This is a genomic window from Sandarakinorhabdus sp., assembly GCF_031430775.1.
Lineage (GTDB): Bacteria > Pseudomonadota > Alphaproteobacteria > Sphingomonadales > Sphingomonadaceae > Sandarakinorhabdus.
Genome location: NZ_JANPCD010000082.1, coordinates 1 through 16387, shown reverse-complemented (window position 1 = coordinate 16387; position 16387 = coordinate 1). Strand labels below are relative to the sequence as shown.

Here is a 16387-nt window from a genome sequence, read left to right as displayed (position 1 = left end):
GTCGCCTGGCTCTCTCTCCCCCCCCGAGCAGCCACCCACCCACGGATCAAATTTCTGGGCCGGGCCTTCGGGTCCGGCCCTTTTTTTGTTGTCCAGAACAGCAGCACGATTGTCGCGGGTGTCTGGACGTGCGCCAAGAGGGTTCCTATCTTTGCAAAGTTGGGCTAACGCGCCTCATGTCGGTTGGGGCCTGTAGCTCAGCGGTTAGAGCTGGCCGCTCATAACGGCTAGGTCGGGGGTTCGAATCCCTCCGGGCCCACCGGCATCGTGTTCGTAAAGGCTAGTTTCTGAACAGTCTTCCTCCCGCCCGAGCGACCGAAGCGGACCCGGACCGGGCCGGAGAGCCCATGCGGCCGCGCGCCAACTGGAAAAGCTGGGCGGGCGCTGCGCTTGGTCTTATTGTGCTGGCGCTAGCGCTATGGGGCCTGAAAAAGATTTCCGGGCAGGTCACGATGGCCGATGTCATCGCCGAGGTGCAGGCCACACCGGCGCACATCATCGTTTTTGGCGCGCTTTCCGTTGCGGCATCCTATGTGGTGCTGGTCGGCTATGACTGGCTGGCCACCCGCCATCTCGGTTATCGCATCGCCTGGCCGACCTTGTTCGGCGCCAGCTTTGCCAGCTTCACCATGAGCCATACGCTGGGCGTCACCATCCTGACCGGCGGCACCGTCCGTTATCGCATCTACACGCGCGAAGGGGTGAAGCCCGCCGATATCGCCATGATCATCCTGCTGTGTGGCTGGACTTTCTGGCTCGGCATTGTCTTTGTCGCCGGCATCGGCCTGCTGGCGGCGCCCGACCTTTCGGCACCGCTGCGCCAGTTCGTGCCGGCGGGGTTCGAACATCTCACCGGTGCGCTGATGCTGCTCGGTGTCTTTGCCTATTTCGTGCTGGCCAGCCTGTGGCGGCGGGAATTCCGGCTTTTGCGCTACCGCTTCACTATCCCAGATGGCCGCGAAACCCTGATGCAGATCCTGATCGGCACTGTCGATCTCGCCTTTGCCGGCGGTGCGCTTTATCTGCTCATGCCCGATTTGCCGGGTGTTCCCAATTACTTCACATTCCTCGCGATTTATGCCGTCGCGATGGTCAGCGGCGCCATGAGCCATGCGCCGGGCGGTCTGGGCGTGTTCGAACTGGTCATCGTCGCGCTGATGCCTGGCGTCGACAAGGCGGCGGTGCTGGCCGCCGTCGCGCTGTTCCGGCTGCTTTATACCTTCATTCCGTTCGTGCTGGGCATCATGGTCATTGCGTTGATGGAATGGCTGGCGTTCAGGCGCGCTGCGTTGCCAGGGCCTGCGCCATCCTGACCTGCCAGGCCAGCGTCAGGCCGGGCAGGGTGCTGAGTGCTTCCAGTTCGTCGGTGCGGCCGGCACGGCCCGCAGCAATCGGTGTGAAACGGCAGATCGGCCAATCGGGGTTGGGCCGTTCAATCACGTCATGGCTGTCGCCCGGCGCCAGCATCCCGGCTTCGAGCACGCGGTAATACCAGCCGCAGCGACCCGAACGGGTCATGGCCTTGACCACCCGGCTGGTGCCGATGATAGCGGCAAAGGTGCTGCAAGGCTCCCGGATCTGGGCGATCTGCAACGTGACACTGCCGCTGCGGATGATATCGCCGATGCACAGGCTCGCTTCGTCCTGGCCGGCGATAACGAGGTTTTCGCCCATGGCGCCGGGCACGAAACGATCCGCAATGTCCGCAAATTCGGCGCGCCAGCCGGCATAGCCCGATATCGGATAGCCATAGACCGCCTTTTCCGGTCCGCCGTGCACCTTGCGATTGGCTTGCACATCGGTTGTGATGCCAAGCGGGCCGACCTGTACCGGGCCATTTTCGGGCGTCTTGCGATAGGCGGTGGACAGCCCTTCGCCGCCGCGCCCGGCGTTCGCCAGCCGTTCGATGCGGCCGGTGTGGACGGCGAGAATACGGCCATCTGCGATCATTTTGACGCTTGCCTCAACACGATTTCCGTCGGACATTACATGTCTTGTACAACAACTTGAAAGGAGGTGATCGGATGTCTCATTGTCTTAACCTACGGTCCGGTGCGTTGGTGGTCGCGGTGGGAATCGCGGCGCTCTGATTGGAACGCCACCTCCGGTCGTATAACCGGCAATGTGAAAGGCCGTCGGAACGCTCCGGCGGCCTTTCTTGCGCCCTGCCCATGTGCACGGCGGTGATTAACGCCCCTTCCACTCCGGCTTGCGCTTTTGCGCAAACGCCAGCGGCCCTTCGCGCAGGTCCTCGCTGCGGAACAGCGCGCCGACGGCGGGGTATTTGCCCTGATTCTCATACGCCGCTTGCACTGACGCCTCGGACAATCCCGCCAGCAGCGCCTGTTTGGACGCTCGCAGCGACAGCGGCGACAAGGCGCACATCTGTGCCGCCAGCGCCTGTGCTGCCGCCATCAGATCGGCCGCCGGCACGACATCATGGACAAAGCCAAGCGCCTTGCCCTCGGCCGCCGACACGGTGCGCGCGGTCAGGATCATCGCCATGGCGCGCGACACGCCGATGGCACGCGGCAGCCGGTGCAGGCCGCCGGCCAGCGCCGCCAGCCCGACTTTCGGTTCGGGCAGGGCGAATGTCGCGGTGTCCGCTGCCAGGATGATATCCGCGGCCAGCGCCACCTCGAAGCCGCCGCCCATGGCCACGCCGTTCACGGCCGCGATCACCGGCTTGTCACAGTCCCAGCGGCTGGTCAGCCCGGCAAATCCCGTTGCCGGCACCGTGATGGCGTTGCCCTCGGCCTGCCAGCGCAAGTCATTGCCGGCTGAAAATGCGCGCTCGCCGGCACCGGTAATGATTGCCACCCACAAATCGGGATCGGCGGCAAAACCGTCGAATATCTCCGCCAGCTCGGCGTTGGCCGGTGGGTGCAGTGCGTTCATTCGCTCCGGCCGGTTGATGGTGACAGTCAGGACATGGTCGTCCCGGACGACGGTGGCGAATTCATGGGCCATGACGGCGCCTTTCCCTTGCGTTGACGCCCCATCATGGCACAGCGACCGGCCTGGCCGCGACACGCGAAATGAAGGGGTCAAAACGCGAAAACGCCCGGCCGCCAAAGACAGCCGGGCGTTCCCGTGACGAGACTGAAAACTTTGATCCCCCTCCCGATCAGCCGAATGCCCCCAAGCGGCTGACCGGGGCGCGCCTGCAAAGGCGCTGGACCAGAAATTCGTCGTCCCTCCCTGAACCCTGGCGCGATCTGTGCCGTTCCAGAAATTCCAGCGTTGAATACGCCAATTTTCCGCCGCTGTCAGTCGGGCGATGGACTGCGCCATAACATCGCGCGCGGATGTGACAGGTTTGCAACACTGAGACGCCCGGCACTCCCTGCAACGAGCCGGCGCTCCCTGTAACCACCATGACAAGTGCGGCGCCTTCGCCTATGAGCCGCTATCCGTATTTTCCAATTCGAAAGCCGTCATGCGCCTCTCCCGCTATTTTCTGCCCGTTCTCAAGGAAACGCCGGGCGATGCCCAGGTCGTGTCGCACCAGTTGATGCTGCGTGCCGGCATGATCCGCCAGACCGCTGCCGGCATCTATGCCTGGCTGCCGCTCGGCAAGCGCGTGCTGGCCAAGATCGAAAACATCGTCCGCGAGGAACAGGACCGCGCCGGCGCCATCGAAGTGCTGATGCCGACCATCCAGTCCGCCGATCTGTGGCGCCAGTCCGGCCGCTATGATGCCTATGGCCCCAAAATGCTGCGCATCACCGACCGTCACGACCGCGAGATGCTGTTCAGCCCGACCGCCGAAGAACTGTTCACCCAGATTTTCCAGAACGGCGCCAAAAGCTACCGCGACCTGCCGCGCAACATCTACCAGATCCAGTGGAAGTTCCGCGACGAAGTGCGCCCGCGTTTCGGCGTGCTGCGCGGCCGCGAGTTCCTGATGAAGGACGCCTACAGCTTCGATGTCGATTATGCCGGCGCCTGCCACAGCTATAATCGCATGTTCATCGCCTATCTGCGCACCTTTGCGCGCATGGGCATTCATGCCATTCCGATGCGCGCCGACACCGGGCCGATTGGCGGCGATTTGTCCCATGAATTCATCGTCCTGGCACCCACGGGCGAGAGCGATGTGTTCTACCATGAAAATTGGGAAAAGGGCCGCGATACCGCCCATGTCGATGCTGATGATGCCGGCGCGCTCGAAGCCTTCATCGATGGCCTCAACGCCGATTACGCCGCCACCGACGAAAAGCGTGACATGGCAGCCGAAGCCGCCTGCGCGCCCTCGCTCAAACAGTCCAAGGGCATCGAAGTTGGCCAGGTGTTCTACTTCGGCGAGAAATACACCAAGGCAATGGGCGTGACTGTTCAAGGGCCGGACGGTGCGGCCATCACCCCGCACATGGGCAGCTATGGCATCGGCGTGTCCCGCCTTGTCGGCGCCATCATCGAGGCGTGCCACGACAAGGACGGCATTGTCTGGCCCGAAGCCGTGGCGCCGTTCAAGGTCGCGCTGATCAACCTGCGCGTCGATGACGCGGCCTGCAAGGCAGCGGCCGAAACGCTCTATGCCGAACTGACCGCCAAGGGCGTCGAAGTGCTTTATGACGACCGTGACGAACGCGGCGGCGCCAAATTCGCCACCGCCGACCTGATCGGCCTGCCATGGCAACTGGTCATCGGCCCCAAGGGCGTGGCCGACGGCGTCGCGGAACTGAAACGCCGAGGCGGTGACCGCATCGAAGTGCCGCTTGCCGAAGCGGCGGCGCGGCTGGTGTGATCACCTCCTACGAGCGCATGATCGCCCGGCGCTATCTGCTGCCGGGCCGGGGCGAGGGGTTCATCTTCCTCGTCGCGTCGATCAGCCTTGTTGCTGTGGCGCTTGGCGTGGCCGCGCTGATCGCGGTCATGAGCGTGATGAACGGCTTTCGCGCCGAACTGTTCGACCGCATTTTGGGCCTCAATGGCCATGCCGTCATTCAGGGCTATGGCGGACGCATCGACAATTGGCAGGACATCGTCACCCAGGTCCGCAAATTGCCGGGTGTCACCGAAGCCATACCGCTCATCGAACAGCCGCTGATGGGCAGCTTTGGCGGCCGCGTCGAAGGCGTCATCGTGCGCGGCATGACCGTTCCCGATATCCGCGCCACCGGCGTTATCGCGAACAATGTCGTTGCCGGCAGCCTTGATGGGCTGGTGCCGGGCGGCAATACTGTGGCCATCGGCGCGCGGCTGGCCGAACAGCTTGGCGCGCGGGTGGGCGAGCAGATTTCGCTGATCAACCCCGCCGGGCAATCATCGCCGTTCGGCACCGTGCCCCGCATCGTCGCCTATCGCATCGTCGCCGTGTTCGAGGTTGGCGTCTATGAATATGACAAGGCGTTCGTGGTCATGCCGATGGCGGACGCGCAGACCTTGCTGCGGCTGGACGATGCCGTCGGCATGGTAGAGGTCACCACCAACGATCCCGACCGCGTCTCCGACATTCTCGCGCCTATAGTGCCCAAGGTCGCCGGCAAGGCCGTGGTCAACGGCTGGCAGACCACTAATGCCGCGCTGTTTTCGGCGCTGGTCATCGAGCGCACGGTGATGTTCTGGGTGCTGTCTATCATCATCCTGGTGGCCGTGTTCAACATCCTGTCGTCGCTGATCATGCTGGTGCGCGCCAAGACCCGCGATATCGCGATTCTGCGGACCATGGGCGCCAGCCGCGCCGCATTGATGCGGGTGTTCGTCATGGTCGGCGTCACCATCGGCGGGCTGGGCGCGCTGCTTGGCTGCGGGCTGGGCCTGATGTTGCTCAATTTTCGCGAAAGCATCGTCGCCGGCGTCAGCCGCATGACCGGCGCCAATCTCTGGGACCCGTCGGTGCGCTATCTGACCGAATTGCCGTCGCGCACCGATCCGCTCGAAGTCGCCGGCATCATGGCGCTGTCGCTGTTGCTCAGCTTTCTGGCCACGCTGTATCCGGCGTGGAAGGCGGCGAGCACCGACCCTGTGCAGGTGCTGCGCTATGAATGAGCCGGTTCTGAAAATCGCCGGCCTGCGCCGCAGCTTCGAACAGGGCGGCGCCCGCATCGACGTGCTGCGCGGTATCGACCTGGATGTCGCGCCCGGTGAAATCGTTGCGCTGCTCGGGCCATCGGGGTCGGGCAAATCGACCCTGCTGCAAGCCGCCGGATTGCTTGAAGGCGGCTTTGACGGCCAGATCAGCATCGCCGGCGAACGGGTCGAGGCGCTGGACAATGCCGGCCGCACGCGCGTGCGCCGCGACCGGCTGGGCTTTGTCTATCAGTTCCACCACCTGATGCCGGACTTCTCGGCGCTGGAAAATGTCCAGTTGCCCGGCATGGTCGCTGGGCGATCCACCGCCGATGCCCGTGCTCGTGCCGCCGAATTGCTCAACTCGCTGGGGCTTGGCGAACGCCTGACGCATCGCCCGTCGCAACTGTCGGGCGGCGAACAGCAGCGGGTTGCGGTGGCGCGGGCGCTGGCGAATCGCCCGGTGCTTGTGTTGGCGGACGAACCCACCGGTAATCTCGACGAAGCCACGGCAGCCAAGGTGTTGGCGCAGTTCCTGGCGCTGGTGCGCGGGCAGGGGTCGGCGGCGCTCGTCGCAACCCATAATGTCGCGCTGGCAGCGGCGATGGACCGGGTGGTGACCCTGCACGAGGGGCGAATCGCAGGCTGACCTGCAATTGCCCTCTTGACGGGAATGAATTGACATTCAATCTGCTGATTGCGGGGTGTGCGGCGGTTTTGCGCCCATGCCGCCCTTGCGCCGGCACGGCCTTTCGGGGGGAAGGTCCGTGCAACGGCTGGCGCGGGCGTCCCGAAACGGGCGTCCGCGCCATTTCATTGCCTGCCCGGCGGCAATTTGCCCGTCTGCTATTTCTAAGTGGATAACTGCAACTGCGGGGGTTCCGTTTGGCGTCGCCCGGCCCCAATATCGTGGTCATGCCTCACGCCGGCTTTGTTCCCTTGCGCCTCCACTCGGCCTATTCGATGCTGGAGGGCGCCATCCAGCCCGAAACGCTGGCCAGCGCCTGCCGCAAGGCGGGCTTTCCGGCCGCTGGCCTTGCGGACCGGGGCAACATGTTTGCCGCCATGGATTTCTCCGCCGCCGCCAAGGATTCCGGCGTGCAGCCGATCATCGGCGCCATGGTCGCCATCGAACGGCCTGGCTCGCGGAGCATCACCACGCGCCCCGTGCAGGACTGGCTGGTGCTGTTTGCGCAGAACACCGCTGGATATACCAACCTCATCCATCTGGTCAGCGAGGCGCATCTGGGCGTCGATGCCAATCATGAACCGCACCTCAAGCTGGAAAGCCTTGATGGGCGCACCGATGGCCTGATCTGCCTGACCGGCGGCGCAGATGGCGCGCTGGCGCGGTTGCTCGCCGAGGGCCAGGACATCGAAGCCTATGCCGATGCGCTGGGGCGGCTGTTCGAAGGCCGTCTCTATGTCGAAATCGCGCGCTCCGCCGACTCCATCGAGCAGCGCAGCGAAGCCGGCCTGCTGCGGCTGGCGGAAACGCGCCACTGGCCGATCGTCGCCACTGCGCCGGTGAAATTTCTCGAGCCGCGCATGCACGCCGCCCATGACGCGCTGCTGTGCATCGCCGATTCGACCTATGTCGATGCCGATGATCGCCGGCGCTCCAACCCCGAACATTGGCTGAAAACCGCCAAGATGATGCGCGAGATGTTTGCCGACCTGCCCGAAGCGCTGGCCAATACCGTCGTCATTGCCCAGCGGTGTGCCACCATGGCGCCGTCACGCAAGCCTATCCTGCCGCGCCTGTCGCAAGGCGGAGAGGACGAGGCGATGACAGCGGCGGCTGGCGCGGGGCTGGAAAAGCGGCTGGCCGTGCTGGGCAAATCGGGTGACGCCGCAAAGCCCTATCAAGACCGGCTGGCGTTCGAATTGTCGGTCATCCAGTCGATGGGCTTTTCCGCCTATTTCCTGATCGTTGCCGACTTCATCGTGTGGGCCAAGGCGCAGGGCATCCCGGTCGGGCCGGGCCGCGGCTCCGGCGCTGGCTCGGTGGTGGCCTGGTCGCTGACCATCACCGATCTCGATCCGCTCGAACATGGGCTGCTGTTCGAACGCTTCTTGAACCCCGACCGCGTGTCGATGCCCGATTTCGATATCGATTTCTGCGAAACCCGCCGCGTTGAAGTCATCCGCTATGTGCAGGAGCGTTACGGCGCCGGCCAGGTCGCGCAGATCATCACCTTCGGCAAGATGAAGGCTCGCGCCGTGCTCAAGGACGTCGGCCGCGTGCTGCAGATGCCCTATGGCCAGACCGATCGCCTGTCGAAACTGGTGCCCAGCCATCCCACCGACCCATGGACGCTGGCGCGCACGCTTGGCATCGGCAAGGACAAGGACGGCAAGCGCTACCACGGAGAAGCGGCGTTCATCGCGGAAAAGGAACGCGACCCCAAGGTTGCGCGCCTCATTGAAATTGCGCTGTTGCTTGAGGGGCTTCCAAGGCATTCCTCAACTCATGCCGCAGGTGTCGTGATCGGTGATCGGCCGCTACGCGAGCTGGTGCCGCTGTATCGCGACCCGCGTTCGGACATGCAGGTCACACAGTTCGAAATGAAGGCGGTGGAAAAGGCCGGGCTGGTCAAATTCGACTTTCTTGGCCTGAAGACCCTGTCGGTGCTCGACCGCGCCACCAAGCTGCTGGCAGCGCGCGAGGTCATCATCGATTGGCCGACGTTGCCGATGGACGACCCGGCGGTATACAAGCTGCTGGCCGGCGGCGACACAGTGGGTGTATTCCAGTTCGAATCCGAAGGCATGCGCCGGGCGCTGTCGCAGGTCCGCCCCGATTGTTTCGGCGATATCGTCGCGCTGGGCGCCCTGTATCGCCCCGGCCCGATGGACAATATTCCCAGCTTTGCCGCCCGCAAGCAGGGCCGCGAGAAGGTCGAGCTGCTGCATCCCGCCATGGAGCCGATCCTGCGCGAGACATACGGGATCATCGTCTATCAGGAACAGGTCATGAGCCTGGCGCGTGAGCTGGCCGGCTACAGCCTTGGCGAGGCCGATTTGCTGCGCCGCGCCATGGGCAAGAAAATCCATGCCGAAATGGTGGCGCAAAAGGCGCGCTTTGCCGAAGGTGCTGCCAAGAATCAAATCGATCCAAAAACGTCTGATGCAATCTTCGAATTGATTCTCAAGTTTGCCAACTATGGCTTTAACAAGAGCCATGCCGCCGCTTATGCCGTGCTCAGCTATCACACCGCCTGGCTCAAGACCCATCACCGCGCCGAATTCTATGCCGCGTCGATGGCCTATGACATCGACAACACCGACCGGTTGGCGGCCTTTGTCGACGATGCCCGCCGCGCCGGCCAGCCGCTGCTGCCCCCGTGCATCAACCGCTCCAGTGCCGATTTCACCGTCGAAGGCGACGCCGTGCGCTATGCGCTGGCCGGGCTCAAGGGCGTTGGCGGCAAGGCGATGGAAAGCCTCGTGGCGGCGCGCGGCGAGGGTTACACTAGCTTGCAGGATTTTGCCCGGCGCTGCGACCCGCGCCAGTTGAACAAGCGTCAGCTCGAAAGCCTGATTGCCGCCGGCGCCTTCGCCGGGATCGAGCCGAACCGCGCCGGCGTCCACATGCTGGCCGAAGCGATATTGGGCAGCGCCCAGTCCGCCGCTGCGGCACGCGAATCGGCGCAGGTGGCATTGTTCGGCGATGCCAATGGCGATGATGCGCTGGGCGGGCTGGCGCTGCTGGTGCCGAACACCAGCTGGACAGTCGATGAAACCATGGCGCAGGAAAAAGAGGCGTTCGGTTTCTATTTCTCCGGCCATCCCGCCGATGCTTGGCGTGCGGTGCTCGATTCCAACGGTGCGCGGACATTTGCGGAAATCGCCGATATTCCGGCACCGGCCGGCGGTGGCCGCATGGGCGTCGTCATGGCCGGGCTGATCGAGGAACTGCGCTGGCGCACGCCGCAAAATGGTTCGGGCCGCCGGTATCAGTTGCTCAGCATGTCGGACCGTTCCGGGCAATATGTCGCCAGCTGTTTCGACGAGGAGACCCAGACCCGGCTGGAATCGCTGGTCCGCGATGCGCCTGCCGTGCTGCTCCAGGCCGAACTGATGTGGCGCGAGGGCGAGGATGCGCCGCGCATCACTATTCGCGGCGCAACGCCGCTCGCCGATCTGGCAAGGCGGGCGCGCGCCCGCCTCGTGGTGCGTGTCGCCAGCGTTGCCGAGGCGTTGCTGCTGGCCGGCTCGGTCGGCGAAGCCAACGGAAAGGGCAGGGGCGAGCTGGTGGCCGATATCGAAACAGCGGCTGGCCCGGCGCGGCTGACACTGGGGCGGCGATGGCTGCTCGATGCCGATCTTCACGCACGGCTGGTGCAACTGTTCGGCGCGCAGCGGGTGACAAGCGAAGTGCTTGATCCGCCACGGCTGGCGCTGGTCGGCTGATCGGCCGCGATTTCAACAAAATATGAGTAGTGCTCGGTTTGTGCGTAGTGTATCTACGCATTCAGGGGAGACACATGGCCGGTCATGGGCCATGTCCATTCGGGAGACGTGCATTGGCCACCCAGTTGAAAAACACCCTGCCCAGCAGCGTGTATCCGTTCCCGCCGCGCCGCGAGCCGCCGGTCGCCAACCATGACCGCGAAACGCTGATCCGCTATCTCGAAACCGCCCCGCTGGACGAGGTGGATATCGCGCACCCGCTGTGGTGGGAAAATGATGTCGAGGGTGTTTTCCTCAAGCGCCTGCGCGACGAAGCGCCCGTGCATTTCAACGCCGTCAACGCCGAGCGTCATCGCGGCTTCTGGAGCGTGACGCGCTGGGCCGACATCATGGCGGTGGACACCAACCACCATGTCTATTCGTCCGATGCGCATCTTGGCGGCATCACGCTGTTCGACATGGACCCCGATTTCATCATGCCGATGTTCATCGCGATGGACCCGCCAAAGCATGATGTGCAGCGCAAGGCCGTGAACCCCATCGTCTCCGGCCAGAATCTCGCCGGCTTCGAAGCCTTGATCCGTGAACGCACCCAAGAAGTGCTCGATGGCCTGCCGCGCGGCGAAGTATTCGACTGGGTGGACCGTGTCTCCATCGAACTCACCAGCCGCATGCTAGCGACATTGTTCGATTTCCCGCAGGAACATCGCCGCAAGCTGACCTATTGGTCCGATGTCTCCACGTCGGATCCGGAATTGCCCGGCAGCCCTTCCAAGGAAGAGCGGCAGGGCATCCTGCTTGGCATGCTCCAGGAATTCAGCCTGCTCTGGAACGAGCGCGTCAATTCAGAACCGGGCAACGACCTCGTGTCGATGCTGGCGCACAACCCCGCGACCCGCGACATGCCGCCGATGGAATTCATGGGCAATCTCGTGCTGCTGATCGTCGGCGGCAACGACACCACGCGCAATTCCATCACCGGCGGCGTGCATTTCCTCAACAAGAACCCCGGCGAATACGCCAAGCTGCGCGCCAACCATGGTTTGGTTGAAAACATGGTCAGCGAGATCATCCGCTTTCAGACGCCGCTGGCGCACATGCGCCGCACTGCGCTGGAGGACACGATCCTGGGCGGGCAACATATTCACAAGGGCGACAAGGTCGTGATGTGGTATATTTCGGCCAACCGCGACGAACGGGCCATCGAAAACCCCGATGCGTTCCTGATCGACCGCGCCCGCGCCCGCCAGCACATGTCGTTCGGCTTTGGCATCCACCGCTGCGTTGGCAACCGCTTGGCCGAACTGCAACTCAAGATCCTCTGGGAAGAAATCCTGCTGCGATTCGACAATATCGAAGTCGTCGAGGAGCCGGAGCGCGTGCCCAGCGCCTTTGTGCGCGGCTATAAAAAGCTGATGGTTCGCATTCCTGCCTGAACGGGCAAGATCCGGGGCGGCCGGCATGTGCTGGCCGCCCCGCGCCCGCCGTGTGGCCCCTGTTCCCCTCAAGTCCGGACGAAAAAATGGTCAAGATCACCTATGTCGAATTCGGCGGCACCGCCCATGTCGTGGACGTGCCCGTTGGTGAAAACCTAATGGAAGGCGCGGTGCAGAACAATGTGCCGGGTATCGACGGAGATTGCGGCGGCAATGCTGCCTGCGCCACCTGCCATTGCTATGTCCCGGCCGAATGGGAAGGCAAGACCGGCACCCGCACGGACACCGAGGACGCCATGCTCGAACTGGCCGATTCCATGATGCCTAACAGCCGGTTGGCCTGCCAGATCATTGCCTCGGCAGATCTGGACGGGCTGGTCATCAACATGCCGGAAACGCAGCACTAGTCGCAGCCGGGCAGCGCGGGCGCTGGTCCCCTCTGGCCCGCCGCGCCGGCATGCGCTATTGCCTGCGCTATGCGCATTTTCCTTCTCAGCCTGCTCCTCTCCGCTCCGGCCTTTGCCGCGCCCGTCACCCAGGGTCCGCCCAACGTGCCGGAAAAGTCGCCGGCGTTTGCGGGCCAGACCCGCATTGACGCGGTGGTGTCGAAAACACCGCTCGTCGTCACCGAAATTGCGTCCGGCCTGAACAAGCCCTGGGGCGTTGCCGTCATGGCCGATGGCCGCTTCCTGGTCAGTGAAAAGGCCGCCGGCCGGCTGACCATCGTTGCCGCCGACGGCACGAAAACCCCCGTCACCGGTACGCCGGCCACCGATGCGCGCGGACAGGGCGGCATGCTTGGCGTTGGTGTGCCCGGTGATGGCTGGGTGTATTGGAGCTATGCTGAACCGCGGGAAGGCGGCAACGGCACCGCCGTGGCACGCGGGCACCTGACCGGCAGCGAAATGCGCGATGTGCAGGTGATTTTCCGCATGTTGCCCACACTGGATTCCGTTCAGCATTATGGTGGCCGGCTGGTGTTTGCACGTGACGGCACCTTGTTCATCACGCTGGGTGAGCGCTCGATCATGGCGGGGCGCATGCAGGCGCAGGATCTTGGCAGCCATTTCGGAAAAATTGTCCGGATAGGCCGCGACGGCAGCGTGCCAAAGGACAATCCGTTCACTGCAAAGGCCGGCGCGCGTCCCGAAATCTGGACCTATGGCAACCGCAACGTGCAAGGCGCCGCGCTCGATTCCCGTGGCCGGCTGTGGGAGGTCGAACACGGCCCGCAGGGCGGCGACGAGCTCAACCTGATTGCGCGCGGCAAGGATTATGGCTGGCCGACAATCACCTATGGCGAGGAATACAGCGGCAAGGTCATCGGCGGCGGCATGACGCAGGCGCCGGGCATGGAACAGCCGGCCTATTATTGGGACCCGGTCATCGCACCGTCCGGCATGGTGTTCCACAGCGGCAAGGGCGCGCCTGAATTCAAAGGCAACATCTTCATCGGCGGCATGCGATCGATGGGATTGGTGCGGCTGGTGCTCAAGGGCGACAAGGTCGTTGGCGAGGAACGCCTGTTGGCGGACCGCAAGGAACGCATCCGCGATGTGATACAGGGGCCGGACGGCGCGCTCTACCTGCTGACCGATGCCGAGAATGGCAAATTGCTTCGGGTTGTGCCGCGTTAGCTTTGGGTCAGGCTGAGCACATTGCCATCGGGGTCGTTGAACCAGGCGACTTTTGCCCTGCCATCGGGCGCCGTCCAGATGCCGAGTTCGTCCTGGTTATAGCCGGGGTAAATGGTGAAGTTGACGCCCTTGCTCCCAAGGCTGGTGACTGTGGCGTTGATATCATCGACATGCCAACCGAGCGCCGGGTGGGCGCCCGTCTTGAAATCCGGGATTTCAGTCACGCGCAGCGTCGTGTTGCCGAGATCATATACGGTTGCGAATGCATCTTGTGGGCCGAGCGGGAGCCCCAGCACGCCTTGGTAAAAGCTGCGTGAAGCGGCGGCATCGCCGGTCATGATAAAGGTGACGGGCCGGGCGGCGGCGAGTGATGACATTGACCGTACTCCTGAGCGGTCCAGGAATTTAGCATTGGCGCCCTCTCGGGACAATCGCACTGCTTGACCGGCGCCGCCCCCGCCGCTATGGCCCCGCTTCCGGCAATGACGCCGGAAACCCCATGCAGGGGCAACCCATCCGGTGTCGGCGTAAAATCCGAACATCCCCTGCAGCGGTCAAACCGGATAGAGGAGAGAAAATTATGGCGACTCCCGTCGTTTCCATGGCGCCGCTGCTTGAAGCAGGCGCCCATTTCGGCCACCAGACCCACCGCGGGAACCCGAAGATGAAGCCTTACATCTTTGGTGATCGCAACGGCGTCCACATCATCGATCTTTCGCAGACCGTGCCGCTGTTCGCGCGCGCCCTCGATTTCGTGCGCGCCTCGGTGCAGCATGGCGGCAAGGTGCTGTTCGTCGGCACCAAGCGCCAGGCGCAGGACCCGATCGCCGAAGCCGCGCGCCGCTGCGGCCAGCATTATGTCAACCATCGCTGGCTGGGCGGCATGCTCACCAACTGGAAGACGATCTCGGGCTCCATCAAGAAGTTCAAGATGCTCGAAGAGCAGCTTTCGGGCGACACCGCCGGCCTGACCAAGAAGGAAGTGCTCAAGCTGACGCGCCAGCGCGACAAGTTCGAAGCGTCGCTGGGCGGCATCCGTGACATGGGCGGCCTGCCCGAAGTCATCTTCATCATCGACGTCAACAAGGAAGAACTGGCCGTCAAGGAAGCCAATGTGCTGGGTATCCCGGTCGTGGCCGTTCTCGACACCAACACCGACCCGAGCGGAATCGCCTTCCCGGTTCCGGGCAATGATGACGCGAGCCGCGCCATCCTTCTGTACGTCAACGCCATTGCCGACACCGTCATCGATGCCCGCCAGGGCCGCGCTGCCGATCGCGGTGTCGATCTGGGCGCCATGGAAGAAGCGCCGGTGGAATTCATTGCTGAACCAGTGGCCGAAGCCGTGGTCGAAGCGGCACCGGACGCTGTGGTCGAAGCCGCGCCCGAAGCCTAAATCCGGCCAAGCCAGTGGAGCAGGGCCGGGTGTCGCAAGGCATCCGGCCCTTCCCGCAAGGGCGAGACGCCGGCTGCTGATGAAATTGTCACAGGATTTTCACGGGGACGCGTCACTGCGGTCCCTGTCACAACGAGGGAGCCACAATCATGGCCGACATTACCGCTGCAATGGTGAAGGATCTGCGCGACCGTACCGGCGCAGGCATGATGGACTGCAAGAAGGCACTGAACGAAACCGCCGGTGACACCGAAGCCGCCGTTGACTGGCTGCGTACCAAGGGCCTCGCCGCTGCCGCCAAAAAGGCCGGCCGCACTGCTGCCGAGGGCCTGATCGGCGTGACCGTCGCCGGCACGCGCGGCGCTGTCGTCGAAGTCAATTCGGAAACCGATTTCGTTGCGAAGAACGAAACCTTTCAGGGTTTTGTCCGCACGGTCACGCAGATGGCTGCCGAACTGGGCAGCGATGTTGCCACATTGCTGGCTGCTTCCTATCCCGAAAGCGATGGCAGCGTGCACGACAAGCTGACCCACAACATCGCCACCATCGGTGAACATCAGAACCTGCGCCGCGCCGCCATCGTCGAAGTGACACAGGGCGTCGTGACTTCCTATGTCCACAACGCTGCGGCGTCGGGCCTTGGCAAGATCGGCGTGCTTGTCGGCCTGGAATCCTCGGCACCTGCCGAAATCCTCGAATCGCTGGGCAAGCAGCTGGCGATGCACGTCGCCGCCGCCAACCCGCTGGCGCTGGACGAAACCGGTCTTGACCCGGTGCTGGTCGAACGCGAGCGCGCCATCGCCCGTGAAAAGGCTGCCGTGTCGGGCAAGCCAGCCGAAATCATCGAAAAGATGATCGAAGGCGGCGTGCGCAAATTCGCCCAGGAAAACGCCCTGATGACTCAGGTGCTGGTCACCGATGGCAAGTCCAAGGTCGCCGATGTCGTCGCCGCTGCCGCCAAGGCCGCTGGCGTTCCGATCGCCGTCAAGGCCTTTGTGCGCATCCAGCTGGGTGAAGGCATCGAAAAGGAAGAAAAGGATTTCGCAGCCGAAGTCGCAGCAGCCGCCGGTCTCTGACCTGCGCTGCAGGGCGGGCGGGGCGCAGGCCCTGTCCGCCTTTTTCTTGGGCTATGGACATGCACGCCGCTTGGCACATGCGCTGCGTCTGGTTAGGACGGCTTCGCAATCTTCGCAGGAGACACTCGCCATGGCCGGCTTCAAGCGCATTCTCCTGAAGCTGTCCGGCGAAGTGCTGATGGGCGCGGGCCAATATGGCATCGACCCTGAAGAAGCATCGCGCATCGCCGCCGAGATTAAGACCGTGCACGATACCGGCGTCGAGGTCTGCGTCGTTGTCGGCGGCGGCAATATCTTTCGCGGGCTGGCGGCGGCGGCCAAGGGCTTTGATCGCGGCTCTGCCGACTACATGGGCATGCTCGCTACGGTCATGAACGCGCTGGCCATGCAGAACGCGCTGGAAAATGTCGG

At 63.7% G+C, this 16387-nt stretch carries 13 protein-coding genes, 1 tRNA gene and 1 pseudogene; 12 read left to right on the top strand and 3 right to left on the bottom strand.

All coding sequences use genetic code 11. The features are described from left to right. Positions 1-186 precede the first annotated feature (186 nt). Both RMQ73_RS04835 and RMQ73_RS04830 read left to right on the top strand, forming a co-directional pair. Positions 187-259 (top strand) — tRNA-Ile (locus tag RMQ73_RS04835). An 88-nt stretch (positions 260-347) separates the two neighbouring features. Next, positions 348-1313, top strand: a complete 966-nt coding sequence (locus RMQ73_RS04830; protein WP_310496926.1) for a lysylphosphatidylglycerol synthase domain-containing protein — start codon at positions 348-350, stop codon at positions 1311-1313. Here RMQ73_RS04830 and RMQ73_RS04825 read toward each other — a convergent pair. Together RMQ73_RS04825 and RMQ73_RS04820 are read right to left on the bottom strand one after the other, a co-directional pair. Beyond that, entirely contained in the window at positions 1276-1950 is a 675-nt protein-coding gene (locus tag RMQ73_RS04825) for an MOSC domain-containing protein (RefSeq protein WP_310496925.1), read from the bottom strand. The two genes, RMQ73_RS04830 and RMQ73_RS04825, sit on opposite strands and share 38 nt — an antisense overlap. A 237-nt stretch (positions 1951-2187) precedes the next feature. Further along, on the bottom strand, positions 2188-2970 hold the full coding sequence (locus RMQ73_RS04820) for an enoyl-CoA hydratase-related protein (RefSeq protein ID WP_310496924.1): 783 nt from the start codon (positions 2968-2970) through the stop codon (positions 2188-2190). Between the two features lie 469 nt (positions 2971-3439). Between RMQ73_RS04820 and proS the strand changes: the two genes are divergently transcribed. From proS to RMQ73_RS04785, 7 genes are all read left to right on the top strand, one after another. Then, positions 3440-4750: a proline--tRNA ligase gene (gene proS, locus RMQ73_RS04815; RefSeq protein WP_310496923.1), complete on the top strand. Its 1311-nt coding sequence runs from the start codon at positions 3440-3442 to the stop codon at positions 4748-4750. A 17-nt stretch (positions 4751-4767) separates the two neighbouring features. Beyond that, a complete protein-coding gene (locus RMQ73_RS04810; RefSeq protein ID WP_310496928.1) occupies positions 4768-5994 on the top strand; it encodes a lipoprotein-releasing ABC transporter permease subunit in 1227 nt (408 codons plus the stop codon). Continuing rightward, positions 5987-6664 carry an ABC transporter ATP-binding protein gene (locus tag RMQ73_RS04805; RefSeq protein ID WP_310496922.1) on the top strand — a complete coding sequence of 226 codons (678 nt, stop codon included), beginning with the start codon at positions 5987-5989 and terminating at the stop codon, positions 6662-6664. Before RMQ73_RS04810 ends, RMQ73_RS04805 begins: the two co-directional genes overlap by 8 nt. 266 nt (positions 6665-6930) lie before the next feature. Continuing rightward, a complete protein-coding gene (dnaE, locus tag RMQ73_RS04800) occupies positions 6931-10431 on the top strand; it encodes a DNA polymerase III subunit alpha (protein WP_310496927.1) in 3501 nt (1166 codons plus the stop codon). A 125-nt stretch (positions 10432-10556) separates the two neighbouring features. Then, the gene (locus RMQ73_RS04795; protein ID WP_310496921.1) at positions 10557-11867 is read left to right on the top strand and encodes a cytochrome P450; all 1311 of its coding nucleotides are present in this window, start codon (positions 10557-10559) and stop codon (positions 11865-11867) included. An 86-nt stretch (positions 11868-11953) separates the two neighbouring features. Next, positions 11954-12274, top strand: a complete 321-nt coding sequence (locus RMQ73_RS04790; RefSeq protein WP_310496920.1) for a 2Fe-2S iron-sulfur cluster-binding protein — start codon at positions 11954-11956, stop codon at positions 12272-12274. 69 nt (positions 12275-12343) lie between these two features. Next, entirely contained in the window at positions 12344-13504 is a 1161-nt protein-coding gene (locus tag RMQ73_RS04785) for a PQQ-dependent sugar dehydrogenase (protein WP_310496919.1), read from the top strand. Here RMQ73_RS04785 and RMQ73_RS04780 read toward each other — a convergent pair. Next, entirely contained in the window at positions 13501-13881 is a 381-nt protein-coding gene (locus tag RMQ73_RS04780; protein ID WP_310496918.1) for a VOC family protein, read from the bottom strand. The genes RMQ73_RS04785 and RMQ73_RS04780 overlap by 4 nt on opposite strands. A gap of 203 nt (positions 13882-14084) precedes the next feature. Between RMQ73_RS04780 and rpsB the strand changes: the two genes are divergently transcribed. The 3 genes and pseudogenes from rpsB to pyrH all read left to right on the top strand — a co-directional run. Beyond that, positions 14085-14900: a 30S ribosomal protein S2 gene (rpsB, locus tag RMQ73_RS04775; protein ID WP_310496917.1), complete on the top strand. Its 816-nt coding sequence runs from the start codon at positions 14085-14087 to the stop codon at positions 14898-14900. Positions 14901-15049: 149 nt separating this feature from the next. Further along, positions 15050-15976 (top strand): translation elongation factor Ts, encoded by a 927-nt coding sequence (tsf, locus tag RMQ73_RS04770; RefSeq protein ID WP_310496916.1) that lies wholly within the window; start codon positions 15050-15052, stop codon positions 15974-15976. Positions 15977-16106: 130 nt separating this feature from the next. Continuing rightward, positions 16107-16387 (top strand): annotated as a pseudogene (gene pyrH / locus RMQ73_RS04765) (UMP kinase); the annotation flags it as partial.

Excerpts from the sequence above, each read along its gene's own strand:
- tsf (WP_310496916.1), top strand. The coding sequence starts at position 15,050 with ATGGCCGACATTACCGCTGCAATGGTGAAGGATCTGCGCGACCGTACC.
- RMQ73_RS04820 (WP_310496924.1), bottom strand. The coding sequence starts at position 2,970 with ATGGCCCATGAATTCGCCACCGTCGTCCGGGACGACCATGTCCTGACT.
- RMQ73_RS04780 (WP_310496918.1), bottom strand. The coding sequence starts at position 13,881 with ATGTCATCACTCGCCGCCGCCCGGCCCGTCACCTTTATCATGACCGGC.
- RMQ73_RS04810 (WP_310496928.1), top strand. The coding sequence starts at position 4,768 with ATGATCGCCCGGCGCTATCTGCTGCCGGGCCGGGGCGAGGGGTTCATC.
- RMQ73_RS04790 (WP_310496920.1), top strand. The coding sequence starts at position 11,954 with ATGGTCAAGATCACCTATGTCGAATTCGGCGGCACCGCCCATGTCGTG.
- RMQ73_RS04805 (WP_310496922.1), top strand. The coding sequence starts at position 5,987 with ATGAATGAGCCGGTTCTGAAAATCGCCGGCCTGCGCCGCAGCTTCGAA.
- dnaE (WP_310496927.1), top strand. The coding sequence starts at position 6,931 with ATGCCTCACGCCGGCTTTGTTCCCTTGCGCCTCCACTCGGCCTATTCG.
- rpsB (WP_310496917.1), top strand. The coding sequence starts at position 14,085 with ATGGCGACTCCCGTCGTTTCCATGGCGCCGCTGCTTGAAGCAGGCGCC.
- RMQ73_RS04785 (WP_310496919.1), top strand. The coding sequence starts at position 12,344 with ATGCGCATTTTCCTTCTCAGCCTGCTCCTCTCCGCTCCGGCCTTTGCC.
- RMQ73_RS04825 (WP_310496925.1), bottom strand. The coding sequence starts at position 1,950 with ATGATCGCAGATGGCCGTATTCTCGCCGTCCACACCGGCCGCATCGAA.
- RMQ73_RS04830 (WP_310496926.1), top strand. The coding sequence starts at position 348 with ATGCGGCCGCGCGCCAACTGGAAAAGCTGGGCGGGCGCTGCGCTTGGT.
- proS (WP_310496923.1), top strand. The coding sequence starts at position 3,440 with ATGCGCCTCTCCCGCTATTTTCTGCCCGTTCTCAAGGAAACGCCGGGC.